Source organism: Lichenihabitans psoromatis (assembly GCF_004323635.1).
GTDB classification, from domain to species: domain Bacteria; phylum Pseudomonadota; class Alphaproteobacteria; order Rhizobiales; family Beijerinckiaceae; genus Lichenihabitans; species Lichenihabitans psoromatis.
Genome location: NZ_CP036515.1, coordinates 856492 through 873788 on the forward strand (window position 1 = coordinate 856492; position 17297 = coordinate 873788).

General features: G+C 62.7%; 14 protein-coding genes. 6 read left to right on the top strand and 8 right to left on the bottom strand.

Annotation, left to right across the window (positions count from 1 at the left end):
* Positions 1-32: 32 nt before the first annotated feature.
* Positions 33-1220: a YihY/virulence factor BrkB family protein gene (locus EY713_RS03970; RefSeq protein ID WP_131113666.1), complete on the bottom strand. Its 1188-nt coding sequence runs from the start codon at positions 1218-1220 to the stop codon at positions 33-35.
* A 131-nt stretch (positions 1221-1351) separates the two neighbouring features.
* Positions 1352-1804 (bottom strand): YidB family protein, encoded by a 453-nt coding sequence (locus EY713_RS03975; protein WP_131113667.1) that lies wholly within the window; start codon positions 1802-1804, stop codon positions 1352-1354.
* Between the two features lie 289 nt (positions 1805-2093).
* Between EY713_RS03975 and aqpZ the strand changes: the two genes are divergently transcribed.
* The 6 genes from aqpZ (at position 2094) to EY713_RS04005 (ending at position 8486) form a co-directional block, all read left to right on the top strand.
* On the top strand, positions 2094-2828 hold the full coding sequence (gene aqpZ / locus EY713_RS03980) for an aquaporin Z (RefSeq protein WP_131113668.1): 735 nt from the start codon (positions 2094-2096) through the stop codon (positions 2826-2828).
* 288 nt (positions 2829-3116) lie between these two features.
* A complete protein-coding gene (locus EY713_RS03985; protein WP_131113669.1) occupies positions 3117-4598 on the top strand; it encodes a mannitol dehydrogenase family protein in 1482 nt (493 codons plus the stop codon).
* 510 nt (positions 4599-5108) lie between these two features.
* Entirely contained in the window at positions 5109-6350 is a 1242-nt protein-coding gene (locus tag EY713_RS03990) for a tyrosine-type recombinase/integrase (RefSeq protein ID WP_131113670.1), read from the top strand.
* A gap of 803 nt (positions 6351-7153) precedes the next feature.
* Positions 7154-7366: a DNA-binding protein gene (locus EY713_RS03995; protein WP_131113671.1), complete on the top strand. Its 213-nt coding sequence runs from the start codon at positions 7154-7156 to the stop codon at positions 7364-7366.
* Between the two features lie 207 nt (positions 7367-7573).
* Complete coding sequence (locus EY713_RS04000; protein ID WP_131113672.1) at positions 7574-7801, top strand: hypothetical protein; 228 nt, start codon at positions 7574-7576, stop codon at positions 7799-7801.
* A 97-nt stretch (positions 7802-7898) separates the two neighbouring features.
* Positions 7899-8486 (top strand): hypothetical protein, encoded by a 588-nt coding sequence (locus tag EY713_RS04005; protein ID WP_131113673.1) that lies wholly within the window; start codon positions 7899-7901, stop codon positions 8484-8486.
* A gap of 3 nt (positions 8487-8489) precedes the next feature.
* On the opposite strand, the gene EY713_RS04010 is transcribed toward EY713_RS04005, so the two are convergent.
* The 6 genes from EY713_RS04010 to EY713_RS04035 form a co-directional block, all read right to left on the bottom strand.
* Positions 8490-9670, bottom strand: a protein-coding gene (locus tag EY713_RS04010) for an IS3 family transposase (protein WP_131113674.1) whose coding sequence is annotated in 2 segments (ribosomal slippage) — positions 8490-9409 and positions 9409-9670 — 1182 coding nt in all. Because the reading frame shifts where the segments join, the coding sequence is not laid out codon by codon here.
* A 268-nt stretch (positions 9671-9938) separates the two neighbouring features.
* On the bottom strand, positions 9939-10895 hold the full coding sequence (locus EY713_RS04015; RefSeq protein ID WP_131113675.1) for a transporter: 957 nt from the start codon (positions 10893-10895) through the stop codon (positions 9939-9941).
* Positions 10896-11143: 248 nt separating this feature from the next.
* The gene (aspT, locus tag EY713_RS04020) at positions 11144-12859 is read right to left on the bottom strand and encodes an aspartate-alanine antiporter (RefSeq protein ID WP_131113676.1); all 1716 of its coding nucleotides are present in this window, start codon (positions 12857-12859) and stop codon (positions 11144-11146) included.
* 90 nt (positions 12860-12949) lie between these two features.
* Positions 12950-14554, bottom strand: coding sequence for a bifunctional aspartate transaminase/aspartate 4-decarboxylase (locus EY713_RS04025; RefSeq protein ID WP_131113677.1), 1605 nt, complete (start codon positions 14552-14554; stop codon positions 12950-12952).
* 46 nt (positions 14555-14600) lie between these two features.
* Positions 14601-15668: an asparaginase gene (locus EY713_RS04030; protein WP_210215307.1), complete on the bottom strand. Its 1068-nt coding sequence runs from the start codon at positions 15666-15668 to the stop codon at positions 14601-14603.
* Positions 15665-17227 carry an amino acid permease gene (locus EY713_RS04035; protein ID WP_131113678.1) on the bottom strand — a complete coding sequence of 521 codons (1563 nt, stop codon included), beginning with the start codon at positions 17225-17227 and terminating at the stop codon, positions 15665-15667. Before EY713_RS04035 ends, EY713_RS04030 begins: the two co-directional genes overlap by 4 nt.
* Between the last annotated feature and the right edge of the window lie 70 nt (positions 17228-17297).

The window sequence follows — 17297 nt, forward strand, 5'->3', positions numbered from 1 at the left end:
AGCCGCAATCCCGCCTCATCCGGTCGCGGCGCTCAGCCTTTGGCTTCGCCCAATGTATCTGCCATGGTGGCGCGGCGGCTTCCGAGCGGCTTTCCACCATGGCCGGTCGTATCCACCGCGGTCTGGTGCTCCATTTCGGCATTGATCTCGGCCCCCAGCAACACGATGGTAGTCGAAATCCAGATCCAGGTCATGAAGCCGATCGCACCCCCGAGTGACCCATAGGTCTCGTTGTAGCTTCCGAAGCTCGAGACATACCAAGAAAACAGAGCGGAGCCGCCAAGCCACGCGACGGCCGAAATGGCGCTGCCCCAACTCACCCACCGCCACTGCGCCTTGGCGCGGCTTGGTCCGTATCGATAGAGCAACGCCAATGCACCCGCCACGATGAGCAGCATCACGGGCCAGCGTCCGATCGCCAGGATGGTCACCAAAGCACCGCCCAAGCCGACGAGATTAAACAGGATGGGCAGGACCACGACCGCGGCGATCGCCAAGAGCAAGAACGCGATTGCGCCGAGCGTGAAGGTCAGCGAGAGCGCGTTCAGCACGACAAAGCTTCGCTTTTCCGTTTCGTCATTGACGACATTGAGAGCGTCGAACAGGGCCTTCATGCCCGCATTGGCGCTCCATAACGAGATCGCAAGACCGGATACGAGAGCGAAGCCGAGCGTGCCGCCGGGCTTCGAGGCGATACGCTTGACCTGTTCGCCGATAATATCGACAGCGCCGCCGGGCATCATACCTTGCAGCGAATTCAACTGGTCGTTGATGGTCGAGGCATTGGCGAACAAGCCATAGAGCGACACGAAGGCCGCGATGGCGGGGAACAAGGCCAGGAGCGCATAGAAGGTTACGCCGGCCGACACCGCCAGAATTCGATGGCTGCTGAGATCCTCGTAGGTCCGCCAGAGCACATCTGTCCAACCTCTCAGCGGAAGATCGGACGGCGATTTGGCGTCCCGACCTCTGCCGTCGTTGACGAGGTGATGGTTGGCGTTCGATCGCGGCTGGTCCTGCGATGAACCAGCATCGCGAGCGCCGCTATTGCTTTTATTGGGCAGGCGCTTCGCCTGCAGGTCGCCCCGTGCCGGACGCGTCGAGGCAACGAGGGCTAAGCCCGCAAAGGCCGCGACGGCCCACCATGAACCCGTCGATGACGTCGCTTCCAGACCCGACGGGCCAAAATTGGACGGCTTGGTGGCGCTCTTCTCAGCCATGAATCGACCCGATCGATAATTTCACTGGATCGATGTCCAGCCTTCGCTCGGGTCAAACCTCTTTTGCGCCGGTAAGTTGCCTTGATCGAACGGTGAAACCGCCATCCGACCACGACACTCTTGCTGTCGCCTCAGCTGCGCGGCGGCAGTTGGCCGTTCGGCGTATATTGATCGACCGCGCTCGGAAGCTCTTTCGTAAGCCGCGCCAAAATCTCGTCGCGCGAGAGCCCGGTTTGCTTGGTCAGCGTGTCCAGCGTGTCCTGACCAATCGCCTGTTCGATCTGATGCGGCGCGACGGGCTGATTGGCGCCCGACTGCACCCAGGAATTGGCTGTTTCGCCATGCCCGCTCTGCTTGAAGCGGTCGATGAGATCGTTCAGCCCCCCGCCGAGAAAACCGCCCACGTCGGACCCGCCGACATGACCGAGGACCCCGCCGAGACCTGGCTGCGGCGGCTGGCCCGGCGTTGCGGGCTTGGCCTGACCGATACCCCCGAGCATTTCCGCGATCTTGTCCCGATTCTGAAATCCTGCAACGGCCAGCAGACCCAGCAGCGCCGTCATCGATGGAAAGCCTTGGCTCATGATCGTTTTCTCCCTGGATGTTACATCGATTAATCGCCTCGTCGGAGCGGTTGTTCCCGGGTCGCCGACAAGCTTCACGGCCAATCGCTGCTCGAATCGGAGTTCCGATCCCCGCGTGACCGATAGGTTGCGGCCCCCTCAACGCCAAGATTTGGCCCATGCGCTTGCGGCGAAATGTCATCATGGCCATCGCCGAACGTTAATCGCTGGAAAAGCAAAATGTGATGGCAGATCATCCCGCCTGCGTAGCGGTGGCTGTGCCATCGACGTGCACCGATGGGGCATAACCATGGACACTCGTAAGTATGCTGCAGAAGCGATAGGGACCTTTTGGCTGACGTTGGGGGGATGTGGCAGCGCTGTGATCGCAGCCGGATTTCCGCAGGTCGGCATCGGGTTCGTCGGCGTGTCGTTCGCCTTCGGCCTCACCGTTCTCACCATGGCTTATGCGATCGGCCACGTCTCCGGTTGCCATCTCAACCCAGCCGTCACGGTCGGCTTGGCGGCGGGCGGACGTTTTCCAGCGGAGCAGATCCTGCCCTATGTCGTGGCTCAGGTCGTCGGTGCCATCGTCGGCGCCGGCGTTCTTTACGTGATCGCGAGCGGCGCGCCTGGCTTCGATATCGCCAAGGGGTTTGCGGCCAATGGTTACGGCGAGCATTCACCTGGGCAATATAGCCTCCTGTCCTGCCTTTTCACCGAGATCGTGATGACCATGATGTTCTTGTTCATCATCATGGGGTCGACCCATGGCAAGGCCCCTGCCGGTTTCGCCCCGATCGCGATCGGGCTCGGATTGACCCTGATCCATCTCATCAGCATCCCGGTGACCAACACGTCCGTCAATCCGGCACGCAGCATCGGTCCGGCCTTGTTCGCCGGGCCTTGGGCGATCGGCCAACTCTGGTTGTTCATCGCGGCTCCCCTGATCGGGGGGGCGCTTGGCGGCTTCATCTATCGTTGGCTCAGCGTCACCCCGTCGGGCGACGTGGTCGGCAATCCGGCGCCCGCCGTGTCGAGCTGAACCGAGGCGCGATTGCCTCTGAGAGTGTCGTCGATCCTGCGACGCGATTCACGCATGCAGCACCCATCGGATCGATTGAGGGATGCTGCCTTGTCGGACAGCGCCTGCGCTTTCCTAGGTGCAAGCCGTCGACACCGGACCGACAGCGGCGGTTTGGTGCCGGCGCTCTCGCGCTGTGGTCTCAACGCTATCGGTTCGGTAAGGCGATCGACGTCGGGGTTATGATCTATATGGTGCCGACGGGCGGCGCGCTGCCGCAGCCGAGCGTCCCGTGGAAGAGACCCTGCTATGATCGACCCTTCGCGCCTCGGCGCTGACGCTCTCGCCCATCTGCCGACCGGCGTCGCGCGGCCCACCTACGACCGGACGAGCGTCGAGAGCGGCATCGTCCATCTTGGGATCGGCGCCTTTCACCGCGCCCATCAGGCGATCTACACGGATGCCGTGCTGGCGGCAGGCGACCGACGCTGGGGTATTTTGGGCGCGTCGCTGCGTAGCCCTGAGACACGAGACGCGCTGACCTCTCAGGATGGTCTCTATACGATGGCGGTCCGCGATGCCGCTGGCGAGAGCCTCCAGGTTGTCGGCAGCATCACGCGCCTGCTGGTCGCTCCAGAGGACCCGGCGGCCTTGCTCGCCGCGATGGCGGCCCCCGCGACCCGCATCGTCTCGCTGACCGTGACCGAGAAGGGCTATTGCCACCGGCCCGCGACCGGCGAGCTCGATGAGGATCACCCGGATGTCCGGCATGATCTCGCCCATCCCGATCGACCGCGTTCGGCGCCGGGGTTCATCGTCGAAGCGCTGCGGATGCGCCGGGCCGCTGGCCTCCCAGCCTTCACGGCGCTCTGCTGCGACAACCTTCCCCATAATGGCGCCACGTTGCAGCGTGTGTTGTCCCGTTTCGCCGCGCTGCGCGATCCCGATCTCGGCCGCTACGTGGATGGCGAGTTGCGTTGCCCGTCGACCATGGTGGACCGGATCGTTCCGGCCACCACGGATGCCGACCGCGCCAGCATCGCGGCGGCTCTCGGCTGCATCGATGTCTGGCCGGTTGTCACCGAACCTTTTTCGCAATGGGTGATCGAGGATCGTTTCTCGCAGGGCCGACCGGAGTGGGATCGCGCGGGCGCCACCTTCGTGTCCGATGTCGCCCCCTATGAGCTCGCCAAGCTCCGCCTCCTCAACGGCAGCCACTCGACGCTGGCTTATCTCGGCTATCTGGCGGGTCACGAGACGGTCGCCGACACGATGGCGGCCCCCGGTTTCGCGGCACTCGTCCGCGGCTTGATGCTGCGGGAAGCTGCTCCGACCCTTCCGGCAGTGCCGGGGCTCGACCCAGAGAGCTATGCCGCCTCGCTGATCGAGCGCTTCCGCAATCCGGCACTTCGCCACCGAACCTGGCAGATCGCCATGGACGGATCGCAGAAACTGCCGCAGCGGTTGCTCGGCACGGTGCGCGACAGGCTCGCGGCCAGACAGCCGATCGCGCGACTGGCGCTCGGCGTGGCCGGGTGGATGCGCTACGTCATCGGCACCGACGAGCAGCAGAGGCCGATCGATGTCCGCGATCCTCTCGCCGACGATCTGCGGCGCCGAACCGCCGGCCTCACCAGCGCCGAGGCGATCGTCGCAGTGCTTTTGGCCGTCGAGCCGGTCTTCGGCCCCGATCTGCCGCAAAGCCTGGTGTTTCGCTCGGCCGTCGAGGCGGCACTATCGTCGTTGTTGCACGATGGTGCCGCCGCGACGGTGGCGCAGGCCAGCGCGTGAGACAACGGCAGCCGAGGCGCTGATCGGAAAAGCCCGACGCGGCTTGTCACCGCCGCTCGGGACGACACGACCACGGGATTTGGAAAGATGTGCGGCGGGACACCAGGACGCGTCGTCGGCCGATATCTAGGCCGGATCGCGTATGAGGGCCCAATCAAGGCTTAACTCAGGGCCGAGGTCTGAGAACGGCAGCCAACGTCGTCAATGCGACGACACTTGCTAATAAAGCTTGGAGACCAAGGTCTTCTACACAGTCCGCGATAGACTGTGTACTCAAATTTTTGGGGCGTGATGGTGGGCGCTTTAGGTCTCGAACCCACGACCCGCTGATTAAGAGACTATCAAAAGAGGAAGACAAGCCCAGACAATCAGTGACACGAACTTGTCCGATCTGGATCTCTGTCCTCTTGCAAGTGCCCGAATGTCAGCTATTGTCTACGACAAGGGGTAACAGCCAAATCTGTTACCCCGCTCCCACCCGCGTGGGAGCAACAGATTTTGCAGGTCGACATGGGCAAGGCTCTTACGGTACGCGCGATTGACACGTTGAAGCCGGGCTCGTCCCGGCGCGAGATCCCCGATGGATTGATCGGCGGCCTCTATCTCGTGGTTCAACCATCTGGAGCGAAATCGTGGGCATGCCGCTATCGGGCAAACGGGACCCCGCGGAAACTGACGATAGGCGCCTACCCCGGCATCGACCTGAAGTCGGCTCGAGAGCTCGCCCAGCGCGCTCTGGTCGATGTTGCGAGCGGCGGCGATCCCGCTGGAGTGAAGCAATCGGCGAAGACAAAGGCAATCCCGCCATCAGATCGTGATCTCGTCGAGAAGGTCGCCGCCTCCTTCGTGGAACGATACGTCAAGGCCAACACGCGCGCATCCAGCGCAAAAGAGACCGAGCGCATTTTGAACCGGGAGATCACTCCGAAGTGGAAGGGACGTCGTCTGGGTTCGATCACCCGCGCTGAGATTCACGAGCTCCTCGACGGTATCGTGGATCGAGGCTCGCCGATCCAGGCCAACCGGGTTTTGGCGGCGACCCGCAAGATGTGCGCCTGGGCTGTCGAGCGTGGCCTCATCGAGGCATCGCCGTGCGACAAGATCAAAGCTCCATCGGCCGAACGGAGCCGAGACCGGGTTTTGTCGGACGCAGAGTTGAGAGCTGTATGGGACGCCTGCGGAGCGATCGGTTGGCCCTTTGGCCCCTTGGTCAAGATGCTGGCCTTAACGGGGCAGCGCCGGGAAGAGGTCGGCAGCATGCGATGGTCTGAGGTCGATCTCGACGCCAAGCTGTGGACGCTGCCCCGCGAGCGATCCAAGAACGACCAGGCGCACACCGTGCCGCTCAGCGACCCTGCGCTCCAGATGCTCAAGGCCCTGCCCCATGTCGGTGAGTTCGTGTTCAGCACGAACGCTCGCAATCCCGTCGCCGGCTATTCCAAGGCGAAGATCAGGATCGACGCCCTGATCGCGGAAACCGCCGAGGGCAACGCCGCCCTCCCCGCTTGGGTCTTTCATGATCTTCGTCGCACTGCCGCGACCGGCATGGCGCGTCTGGGCATCGCTCTACCCGTCGTCGAAAAGGTGCTGAATCACACTTCCGGCAGCTTTGGCGGCATTGTTGGCGTCTACCAGCGCCACGGTTTCTCGGACGAGAAGCGGACGGCGCTTGAAGCGTGGGGGCGTTTCGTCGAACAACTGGTGAGCGGCACGCCGGCCGGGAATGTGGTCGAGATGAGGTTCGCTTCGTGAACCGCTACGACCACGCATATCGCGCCCTATTACAGCGGTTACCGGCTCCTGTTAACGACAGTGCTCGTATACGTCAAGATCAAGCCGAGATGGCGCTCGTTCAACATCGATTTAACGGGTTTGGCCCTGATGATGATGAAGAACTCTTTCGACAATTCGATTTCGAAAACGTTTCTGAGTATTGGATATGTGCTCTATCTGAGCCCATGATACCAGCTCTTTTTGCACATCAGTAAAGTAAACACTTTCTTTCTGCTCAACGCTGGAACAGTTTTCAGCCACATGTATTGGCGGCCTTACGAATCGCTCGTCTAGAAAATGAGCGTTGGTTTATTGAGGATCTTGCAACTCCTCCCGCAAGTCGGGATGATCTTTCGACTTTGAAATTGCACCCGCGCGAGGCCGCGTTGTGGATGCTTGGCAAACCGCGCCAAAAGCATCTCGTGCCACCAAGCTTGTCCCGCCACTTATTGCGACCATCGAGCAAAGAAGATCATACGGCTTCGGGAGGCCGACCACCGGGCACGGGGTACGATGCAGCCGACAAGCCGTTTGCCGAACAGATGCTGCGACATCATGCAAGCGGAAGGGCCTCATCGCTGACTGAAGCGGCAAAACAGGTGGTCGGGCGAGATGCTGCAAGAGCACCCGGCTATGGTACCCCAGATTCTAAGATCCGACGGCTAGTAAATCGGGCGAAGAGGCTTACGAACGGAGAATAACGCAGACTCCGTTTTGCAACATTTATTCTGCCGTTCGGTGCCATCCAGAGTGTGTCCGTCATCTTCAAGACGAGGCAGCACATGTCTACCGATAAGCAGAACACGTATCTTCCCCGACCTCAAACGGCACGCCGCTATGGCGTAACCGAACGCAGCATCGCGCGCTGGACACTTGATCCCGATCTCGGTTTCCCACAGCCGATGAACATCAATGGCCGCCTCTTCTTCGCGGTCGAGCAGCTTGAAGCTTGGGAAAAAACCCGCGCCGTGACCTTCAACAGGAAGGCAGCCTAAACTCATGCGCCTAAAAGCACGAAACCCCGCGAACACGGTGGTTCGGCAGGGTCTCGAATGGAATAGCTCGCCAGCAACATCCATCCGAGAAATTAGCTCCAACCACTCCGAAATTCAAGCAATCCGGTGGCTCGCCCGTCGCGCCAGCGTCTCATTCTCGACCGCCACAGCGATCGCAGCGGCGAATGGATTCGGGGAGGTGAAGCTATGAAGCGCCATCCCGATGCTTTCGAGATTGCCCTCATCAATGCGACTGTTCGTGTGTTCGCGCGGCGGGCCGACGCGCTTCGCAAGCGTGCCGCCGCCCTGACCACCACCACCAGCGACGCCGCAGGGCGGACTGTCACGATCTACGAGCCAGAGGCGGTCGTGATGCTCAGCACCGCCGCGCTGTTCGAAGCCTGCGCCTGCGATGTTGCGGGGTGCGCGGCATGAGCGCCTCCATCCTCCTCTTGCCGAAGGTCAATCGCTGCGTCTGGACTTTGCTCGACGTGGATGGCGTGCTTCGCAGTGAAGATCGGAGGATCTCTCAATGAGCCTCCAGCTCCTGCTCGCTCGCGCTGATTTCGTCCAAAATGCTCGATCCTCTGTCGGCTATTGCCGCGCAAGTGGGATCGATTGGAACGCAACCTTGCCGGCGACCGGCGGCATCTTCATCGCCAGCATCGTAGCCGAACCCAGACGGCGCTTCCGCTTTCAAGCTGATGGAACCAAGGCCGCGGTAATCGAAGCGATTGCGGCTGACGCGGAGAGCGTCACGGATATCGTCGCGTGGCCTGTCGACGACCCAAATTGCGTGCTCACAATGTTTGGCACCAGCGTGCTTGGTGAAGCCGCTGCAGCCAACCCCAGCACCTTCTTCGACAACCGGCCGCTGCGGTTGTTCAGATCGCCGCTCGGTTGGCTTCAGGCTGGCTGTGATGGCGCAGTGATCCTCGATCTCCCGCGCGCCGCTAGATGGCTGCGGGACATCGACGGTCGTCTCGCCGCTGAGGATACGGCTCACGCATTGCAGATCGAAATGGCTTTGCTAGCCACGATCAAAGTCGGCCGGATCCTGGTGCCTCGACGCCACCGGGTGGCCGCTTGTGATCGGCCCCCATCGGGTGGTCCGGGTTGATTGTTAGTTCATGGTCGGCCTGGGCGCCACCCTGAGCATGGCCGGCGGAGATGGTCGGGGTTTCGCAGCCGGCCATGCGGCGAAGGCGGGCACGAAGACCTCCGGCGCCGGGGGCTTGTAGCCGATTGATCCGTGCGGGCGCACAGTATTGTAATGCCTTCTCCAGCTTTCGATGATGACCTGAGCTTCCTTGAGCGAGTAGAAGATCTCTCCGTCGAGCAGCTCGTCTCGGAAGCGAGCGTTGAACGACTCGACGTAGCCGTTCTCCCACGGGCTGCCTGGGGCAATATAGGCGGTCTTTGCTCCAACCGCCGTGATCCAGTCTTGCACAGCCTGGGCGATGAACTCGGGGCCGTTGTCCGAACGGATGTGACCAGGCACGCCGCGCAGGATGAACAGGTCGGACAGAACGTCAATGACGTCGGTCGAGTTGAGCTTGCGCGCGACCCGGATGGCCAGGCACTCCCGGGTGAACTCGTCGACGACATTGAGGGTCCTGAACTTGCGGCCGTCATGCGTGCGATCCTCGACAAAGTCGTACGACCAGACGTGATCGCGGTGCTCGGGCCGGAGGCGAATGCAGGAGCCGTCGTTGAGCCAGAGACGTCCCTTCTTCGGCTGCTTGGCCGGCACCTTCAGCCCTTCGCATCGCCAGATGCGCTCGACCCGCTTGTCGTTTACCAGCCACCCGGCATCGCGCAGCAACGCCGCGATCTTGCGATAGCCGTAGCGGCCGTACTGCCGCGCCAGCTCGATGATGTCGCCCGTCAACGCCTCTTCGTCGTCAAAGCCCCGCGGCGCCTTGCGCTGCGTCGAGCGGTGCTGACCGAGCGCCGCACAGACGCGGCGCTCGGAGACAGGCAAATGCTGTCGCACATGCTCGATGCAGACGCGCCGGCGCGCGGGGCTCAGAAGTTTCCCGAGGCCGCCTCCTTCAGAATCAGCTTGTCGAGCGTGAGGTCGGCGATCGCCTTGCGAAGCCGCATGTTCTCCGTCTCCAGCTCCTTCAGGCGCTTGACCTGGTCAAGCTTCAAGCCGCCGAACTCCTTCCGCCACCGGTAGTAGGTGACCTCGGTCACCCCGATCGAGCGAACCGAGTCCGCAACGGTCTTCCCCTGTGAGACCAACACGTCGACCTGACGCAGCTTGCTCACGATCTCTTCAGGCTTCGGTCGTCTTCCCATCGATCCATCCTCCAGGCTCGAAAGCCATACATCGGGATGGACCACTTCAAGGGGGGACGATCAGAAGAGCCTAGCTAAATCTGCTGATCGCGGCGTGAACCGACTTCGCGCAGCCACTATGCGATTTCGCGTGCGATGCTACGCAAGGTATCGTCGTGGCGTCCGATGTAAGGACATCAACACCGCCCGTAACGGCCTGCGCTATCGTGAAATGCATAGGGTTCTTAGCGACGCGCCCAACTTTACTTCACGGGGGTTGTCGTCCGTCTCAGAACGACAGGCTGATTGCGACCTGCGGGCTGATGGACGAGCTCGTATTCTTGCCTGCCGCCGAAAATGCAGCACCCACGATGATGCCCGCTGAACTGGACCAGTTGTACTCGATCGCTGGTGCGATAACCGTGCTGCCGTTCGTCACGTTGCCCGTTTGCACGACGACATTCGCCAGAGTCGAGCCGGTTAAGGCGAACCCACGGCCGTAATTCTGGATGACGTCGAGAGCTAAAACCCATTTCTGGGTCAAGCCATACTCGGCACCGATGCCGACATCCGCGGTGAAGCCTGGGTTCACGCGACCGTTGAACCCGGGAAGCGTTCCGTACACGCTCCGTCCCCTGACCGATACGCCGTCGACGGCTTCGTAAGCCGCGCCAAACAGGCGGAGCCGCATCGGATGATCGCCCCAGGTGTCGAACAGCGATTGCAGCAGCAGGTCTTCCTTCAGCGTATAGGCGCCGGTCCCAAGTCCATCCAGCGCATTGCCAAGGTGATCGTAACTCCCGAGGGGGAAGCTCATCCCGAGACCGGCCGTAACAGACGGCGACCCGGTCTTGCCGTTCTGATCGATAAACCGGTACTGCAGTTCGACCGGGAGATCACCGAGGCCCGAACCTTGCGATGTACCTTGATCCGACTGGGCGCGCGTGAAGGATGGAAGCGTCTCAATTGTCAGGCGGTCCGTGAGGCCGTATTTGAAGAGGGTCACCGACTGCGCCTGGGTCGGATCGTGAGTCGTGGCGCGTTGGGTCCCTCGGCCGTTAAAGGCTCCCGTTGTCAAGTTGAACAAGCCGTAGGGTTCGATCTCGAACGCGCCCGCTTTCGACAGCGCCGGCGAAGGCGCTTCGAGCGATCCCGTGAACCATTGGTCCCGCACGGCCTGATCGGCCTCCTGGGCGAACGTCGAGCTGGACGCACCGGCGACCAGGGCCACGACGAGAGCCCTCACCAACCTGCATCCGCGGCCCATTCGATAACGGGGAGGAACAAGCGTAGGACCGAAGTGAGCCCCGGCGCCCCTTTGATCGTCAGTCATTATTCCCCCCCTCTGAGTTTCAAGCTGCCGCTTGCTCCCGCGAACGGGATCGAACTTGCGCGTTCGCGCGCGTCACGACGTCCGGGGCGGTCGGGCACGCCAAGGACCTGGAGACGACCCGGACCAGCGGAAGCCGTCTGCGCAGGCGATGCGGGGGATGATCAAGCATGCGGGCTGATCGCGGCGAAGGCGGCGACGAACAGGGGGCCTAGAAGCGGCAGCACCACGTTGGCAATGGCGTAGGTGACCGTATAGCCCACTACAGGAACCGAATTGCCGGCGGCGGCCTCGGTCGCCTTGATGGCGGGCGTGCTCGCCTGCTGGCCGGCGATGGCGCCGCACAGGATCGCAGGCTCGATGTGCAGGAGATAGCGGCCGATGTAAACGGACGCGATCGTCGGCACCAACGACACCAGGACGGCGGAGACCGGCAGTTCCCAGCCCCGGCTCTTGAGCAGCGTCAGGACGCTCGTCGCCGACGTCAGGCCGATTGCGGCGATGTAGACGGAAAGCCCGAGATCCTTGAGAACCTGCGACGCCGCCGGTGGGAAACGACCGAACGTCGGCCGCCTGGATCGGAGCCAACCAAAACCGAGCCCCGACAGGAGCGCGCCGGCGCTCCCCAACGAAAGCGGCACGCCCGCGACGGGAACGGTGATCATGCCGATCAGGATGCCGAGGACGAGCCCTCCTCCCAGGTAGACGAAGTCCGTGACGTCGCTGGGCGCCTCGGCCTCGCCGAGAAGACGCGCGGCCCGTGCGACATCTTCCGGCTTGCCGAACAAGCGAAGGACGTCGCCGGTCCGCACCTTCGAGCCGGGCAAGGGAGGAAGGCTGCGATCCAGACGCTTGACCCCCGCGAGGAACACACCGCGACAGTCGGACGCCCGGAGGAACTCCTCGATCTTGCCCACGTCGGTGTGATGCATTGCGCCACGCGTCAGCACCACATCGCGGGTTTCGACGATGAAATCGACGTCCCCAGGCGTGCCGAGTTCCGGTCCGAACACACGCGCCGCATCCGTGAGCGCCAGGCGAGCGCCCAAGACGGCGACCTCGTCACCGCTCGCAAGCAAGCCGTCGCCCTTCACCGCAACGGACGCGTTGCCTCGCCGGATACCTTCGACCGTCGCGTTGCCGCCCAAAGCGGCCTCGACGGCCGCCACGGATTTGCCGGCACCCGCGACGACGCGAAAGGCTCGGCTGCCGAATGCCGGGAATGAGTGTCCTTGATCCGGATCGAGATTCTCGTCCGCTCCGCCGAGCTTCGCCATCACGCGGCGCGCCTCGTCACGCAGGTTGACGCCCAACAGTCGGGGCGCGCCCTGGCTTGCAAAGAGCACAATGGTGATGAGGCTGAAGATATAGGACAACGCGTAGGCGGTCGCGACGTTGGCTTGTTGAATCTTGACCGCGTCGGCAGCGAGCCCCAACCGACCGATCGCCTCGCTGGCGGTGCCGACCATGGCGGATTCCGTCGCCGAACCTGCCAGCAGCCCACTCGCGGTGCCTACGTCCAGCTTGAAGAGCCAGGTCGCCACGAAGACTACGACGATGATCAGCACGACCTCGACTCCAACGAGCAAGCCCCAAGTCCACGTCGTGCGATCGACGCTGGCGAAAAATTGCGGCGCAACCGAAAACCCCAAGGCGTAGATGAACAGCGTGAACATGAACCGCTGGAGGCTTGGATCGATGAACACCCCGACCTGGCCGATGATCAGCGCCGCGATCAGCGTTCCCGCCACCCCGCCAAGTTGGAATGGGCCCACCTTCACGGATCCGATTGAATAGCCTAGTATTAAGGCAGCAAAGATCGCAAGCTCTGGCTTACCGGCTATGATCTCCTTCAGCGTGATCAGCACCTCATGCAACATCGCTTAAACCTGTATTTAGAGGGATGTTTGCGCGTGACCGTACCGGGATCGAACAAGTCCATTGCGGTTCAAGCTTCGATCATAAGGACGCTATTCAGCAACTGCACGCGCTTGCGAGAATTCCTGGAAATACTCGTCAGCTAATCGTCGGATTGTCGAACCGATTTTCGTGTAATCGTATTCGTTGAGGTTCGCGAGCGAAGCACGAGCCGAGGGATGCAGCGTCCCGAATCCCTTGCCGGGCAGCAGCACAACGCCTCCCTCGTCGGCCAGCCGGAACAGCATTTCCAGCGGTTCTTTCTTGGCGAGCATCCAGCGCGCGAATGCGGCGCCATGAAGCTCGGTTGCGATCGCTTCGAGGTCGAGCAAAGTGTAGTAATCCGTTCCGTTTGCATCGTGCGGCTTGGCGACGCCTAACTCGCGATAGAGCGCATCTTGGCGGCGGCGGATGATCCGCTTCATGGCCTCGTCGTACGACCCCTCCTCGTCCATCAGTGCGAACAGCGCGAAGAGCGCGATCTGGATCTGCTGCGGGGTCGACAGCCCTGCCGTGTGGTTCTGCGCGACGGTCCTGCTGTCGGCGACCATGCGGTCGATGAACTTGAGCTTCCTCGGTTCGACCACCAACGTGCCGTAGCGCGCATCCAGCATGGCCTTGTCGGCTTCCGGCAGCGCGGCGAGGCGGCGATCCAGGATCGTCTCCCGATGGGTCGCCACGACGCCGAGCCGCCACCCGGTCGCGCCGAAATACTTCGAAAACGAATAAACCAGGATCGTGTTGTAAGGGCACGTCGCGAACAACGAGACGAAGTCGTCGGCAAATGTTCCGTAGACTTCGTCCGCTATGATGAGGAGGTCCGGACGCTTGCCCTTCACGATCTTGCCAATGTGGCGCAGGCCGCTGTCGTCGATCTTAACGGACGGTGGGTTGCTGGGATTGACGACGAAAAACGCCTTGATCGTGGGATCGAGAAGCTTGTCGAGTTCAGCATCGGAATACTGCCAACCGTTGGACGAGTCGGCGTTGACATTGATTTCTACCAATTGAAAGTCGTTCAATTGAGGGATCTCGATGTATGGCGTGAAGATTGGCATGCCGATGGCGATCTTGTCGCCCGGCGACAGCAGCCTGTTCTCTCGCAGCGTCTCGAAGACATAGGTGATACCGGCGGTCCCGCCCTCGACCGCGAATAGGTCGATTCCGCCGCTCGGCAAAGGCGCGCCGAACAGCTCGCGTTCGAGATAATGCCCGACGACTGCTTCGGTGATCGAGAGCATGCGGGGCGGCGTCGGGTAGCTACAGGCAAGGATGCCAGACGCCAGTTCGTGCAGAAATGCCGCCGTCGAAAGACCGATCTGGTCGCGGACGTAGGAAACGGCCGCGTTGAGGAAAGCGACCCCGGCAACAGACGGATGGGCCGCCACGAAACGGTCGAAGCGCGCCTCGATCCCCTCCAGCCGTGGATGTCCCCCGACGCCCTCCGGCATGTAGGCGAAGGAGCGTTCCGCCTCCTGCATCGCGAACAGGCCGAGCTGGAAAAAGCCATGGCGCGGGACCGTCGCGAGGAAGTTGGGATTACCCCGTCCCGCATTGAGCATCAGGCGCTCCGCGTGGCTTGAGGCGAGGCTCGTCAACTTGTCCTTCAGCTCGAACGGACTGAGCTGAGAGAGGCTGCCGTAATCGATGGTCTTCATGGCAATGTCTTTCGGGCAGAGCATCGGCTCGTCGTCTCGGCGCTCGCTACCAGGTGTCGAAGTCGGCTTGAATTTCTGCGAGGGAGGACGGCTTCAGCAGTGCCAACTTCAACAGGATGCGGGCCTTCGAGGGCTTGAGTTCCGCGGAGGCGACGAAACGGTCCTTGTCGTCGTCCACCTCGGCGTTTCGCATGGTGAACCCAGCGACGACGCGGGTGCTGCGGACGACGACGACGCCCTTGGCGCTCGCGTCCCGCAAGCCTGCGAGCGCCGCCTCGGTGACGTTGCCGTCGCCGACGCCGGCCATGACGATGCCCTTGGCGCCGGCCAAGACGGCATGGTCGATGAGATCCCGGCCCATGCCGGCATAGGCGTAGAGGATGTCGACCTTCGGTAACGCCGAGATGCCCGCGATCGGGACCATGGGTTGCCGAAACGCGCTGCCGGCGCAGCCGTCGAAGACGACGGGATGGCCTGTGTCGACCGCGCCGACCGGACCGCGATCGACGGACGTGAAGGCGTCGGGCCGGGTGGTGTCGGTCTTGTAGACATAGCGCGCGGAATGGATCTGATCGTTGAAGACAACCACGGTGCCGCAGGCCCTGGTCAGCGTGCTGCCGGCCACGGCGACCGCGTCGTAGAGATTCGCGGGCCCGTCGGCGCCGATGGCGGTGGCGGGTCGCATCGCGCCGGTGAAGACGATCGGCTTGGGCGTGTCCACCGTCAGCGCGACGAAGAAGGAGGTTTCCTCCATCGTGTCGGTGCCGTGGGTCACCACGATGCCCGTCACGGCATCGGAGCGCTCCAATGTCTCAAGGCGCTTGGCGAGCGTGAGCCAAGCGGCGTCGTCCATGTCCTGGCTGGGGATGTTCATCACCTGTTCGCCGGTCACGTTGGCGATGTCGGTCAGTTGCGGCACCGCCGCGATGAGCGAGGCGACGCCCAGTTCGCCGGCCGTGTAGCCGTGCTGCTCGACGTTCGCCTGGGCGCCCGCGATTGTGCCGCCTGTGGCGGCGATGAACACGTCGGGCTTGAACGGCGCCGCGGCCCATGCCGGGGCCGGTGCCAGGGCGCAGGTCGCGGCGAGCAGGATGCCTCGGGAGAGCCGGATCACTTCGAGGCCGCCGCGAGCGGATAGCTGATCTTGGAAACCTGGCTCGGGCTGCGGCCTTCGGTCTCCCAGTCGAACGGCTCGAAGTCCGAATCCGTGGCCTTCCAGGCCTTGCGATGAAAGGCGAAGATGAGGAACGGGATCGCGACTTCGATGGCTGTGGCGGCGACGAGAAGGCCGACGTAGATGGCCGGGCTACCGGTCGCGATCTGCGCCGGCGGCATGAAGCTCAATCCACCGGCGATGACGGTGCCGAGCAAACCGATCACGCCCACGACCCATATGCCGACGTTGCCGCCAGGAATGCGGAACGGGCGCGGCTTGTCGGGCTGGGTGTAGCGCAATCGCAGCGCGGCGATGAACATGACCAGGTACATCGTCAGGAACATGATGTTCGAGAGCTGCCCGAGGATCTGGAACGTCGATTCGACGGAGGGCAACACGGTGAAGGCGAGGCAGAGGATGGTCCCGATGGCGCCTTGCAGAAGCAGGATTCCGACCGGGATGCCGTGCTTGTTGGCGCGTTGGAGAAAATGCGGCAGGTAGCCCGCCTTGGCGACCGCGAGCAGACCCGTGGAGGGGCCGGCGACGACGACGCTGACCTGCCCGAGCACCCCGAAGGCGACCATCGCGGCCATGACGTTGCCGAGCCAAGGCACGCCGAGCGAGGCCCAAAGATCACGGTAGGCGGTGAGCAGGCTTTCCGAGAGGTTGATCTGCTTGAGCGGAATGACGATGGCGACGGCGAGCGTGCCGAGAACGAAGATCACCACGGTCATGACAGTGGCAATGAGGATCGAGAGCGGGTAGTCGCGCGATGGATTCTTCAGGTGCTTCACATGGACGGCTTGCGTCTCCATGCCGGCATAGAAGAGGAAGATGCTCGCGGCCAGGACGAGGTTGCCGGGCTTCGTGAGGTCCGGGATGACCCCGGTGTCGAGCGACATCTGGATCGGCTTGCCCATGATGACGTAGACGGCGGCGAGCAGGATCAGGATGGCGCCGGGCACAATGGTGCCGAACGTGCCGCCGAGCGTGCTGAGCTTGACGGAGGCCTCCATGCCGCGAAAGGTGAATAGCGTTATGGCCCAGAAGGTGGCGAGCAGCACCATGACGGTGTAGAGCTTGTTCTCCGACAGCGCCTTGTCGAAGCTCTGCGGCCAGAACACGTAGGCCAGCGCCGAGGCGCCGAAGATGAGCACCGTTGGCAGCCACATCATCCAGGCCTGCCACTGCCAGTAGACGACAGCGAAACCCCACTTGGGACCGAAGGCTTCGCCGATCCAGCGGAAGACGCCGCCCTGTTGCGGGAATGTCGCGGCGAGTTCCGCCGCGACGAGGGCGACCGGCACCAAGGCGACGACCGCAGCGAAGATGAAATAGAAGATCGAGCTGAGGCCGTATTCGGCCTCGGCTGGAAGGCCGCGCAGGCTGACCACCGTCGTGAAGTTCATGATGGCGAAAGCCATCACGCCGATCACGACCTTCTTCTTGCCGATGGCCGGAGCGTTTGCGGCGGAATGGTGCGCAATCGCGCTTATGGGTGCGTCAACCGACGACATCGTGAACCTCTCGTCGAAGAAGGATTTGGGCCGGCGTTAAGCCGGCCTTCGATGGGAGTTGCCGTGACCG

Excerpts from the sequence above, each read along its gene's own strand:
- EY713_RS03970 (WP_131113666.1), bottom strand. The coding sequence starts at position 1,220 with ATGGCTGAGAAGAGCGCCACCAAGCCGTCCAATTTTGGCCCGTCGGGT.
- EY713_RS03975 (WP_131113667.1), bottom strand. The coding sequence starts at position 1,804 with ATGAGCCAAGGCTTTCCATCGATGACGGCGCTGCTGGGTCTGCTGGCC.
- aqpZ (WP_131113668.1), top strand. The coding sequence starts at position 2,094 with ATGGACACTCGTAAGTATGCTGCAGAAGCGATAGGGACCTTTTGGCTG.
- EY713_RS03985 (WP_131113669.1), top strand. The coding sequence starts at position 3,117 with ATGATCGACCCTTCGCGCCTCGGCGCTGACGCTCTCGCCCATCTGCCG.
- EY713_RS03990 (WP_131113670.1), top strand. The coding sequence starts at position 5,109 with ATGGGCAAGGCTCTTACGGTACGCGCGATTGACACGTTGAAGCCGGGC.
- EY713_RS03995 (WP_131113671.1), top strand. The coding sequence starts at position 7,154 with ATGTCTACCGATAAGCAGAACACGTATCTTCCCCGACCTCAAACGGCA.
- EY713_RS04000 (WP_131113672.1), top strand. The coding sequence starts at position 7,574 with ATGAAGCGCCATCCCGATGCTTTCGAGATTGCCCTCATCAATGCGACT.
- EY713_RS04005 (WP_131113673.1), top strand. The coding sequence starts at position 7,899 with ATGAGCCTCCAGCTCCTGCTCGCTCGCGCTGATTTCGTCCAAAATGCT.
- aspT (WP_131113676.1), bottom strand. The coding sequence starts at position 12,859 with ATGTTGCATGAGGTGCTGATCACGCTGAAGGAGATCATAGCCGGTAAG.
- EY713_RS04025 (WP_131113677.1), bottom strand. The coding sequence starts at position 14,554 with ATGAAGACCATCGATTACGGCAGCCTCTCTCAGCTCAGTCCGTTCGAG.
- EY713_RS04035 (WP_131113678.1), bottom strand. The coding sequence starts at position 17,227 with ATGTCGTCGGTTGACGCACCCATAAGCGCGATTGCGCACCATTCCGCC.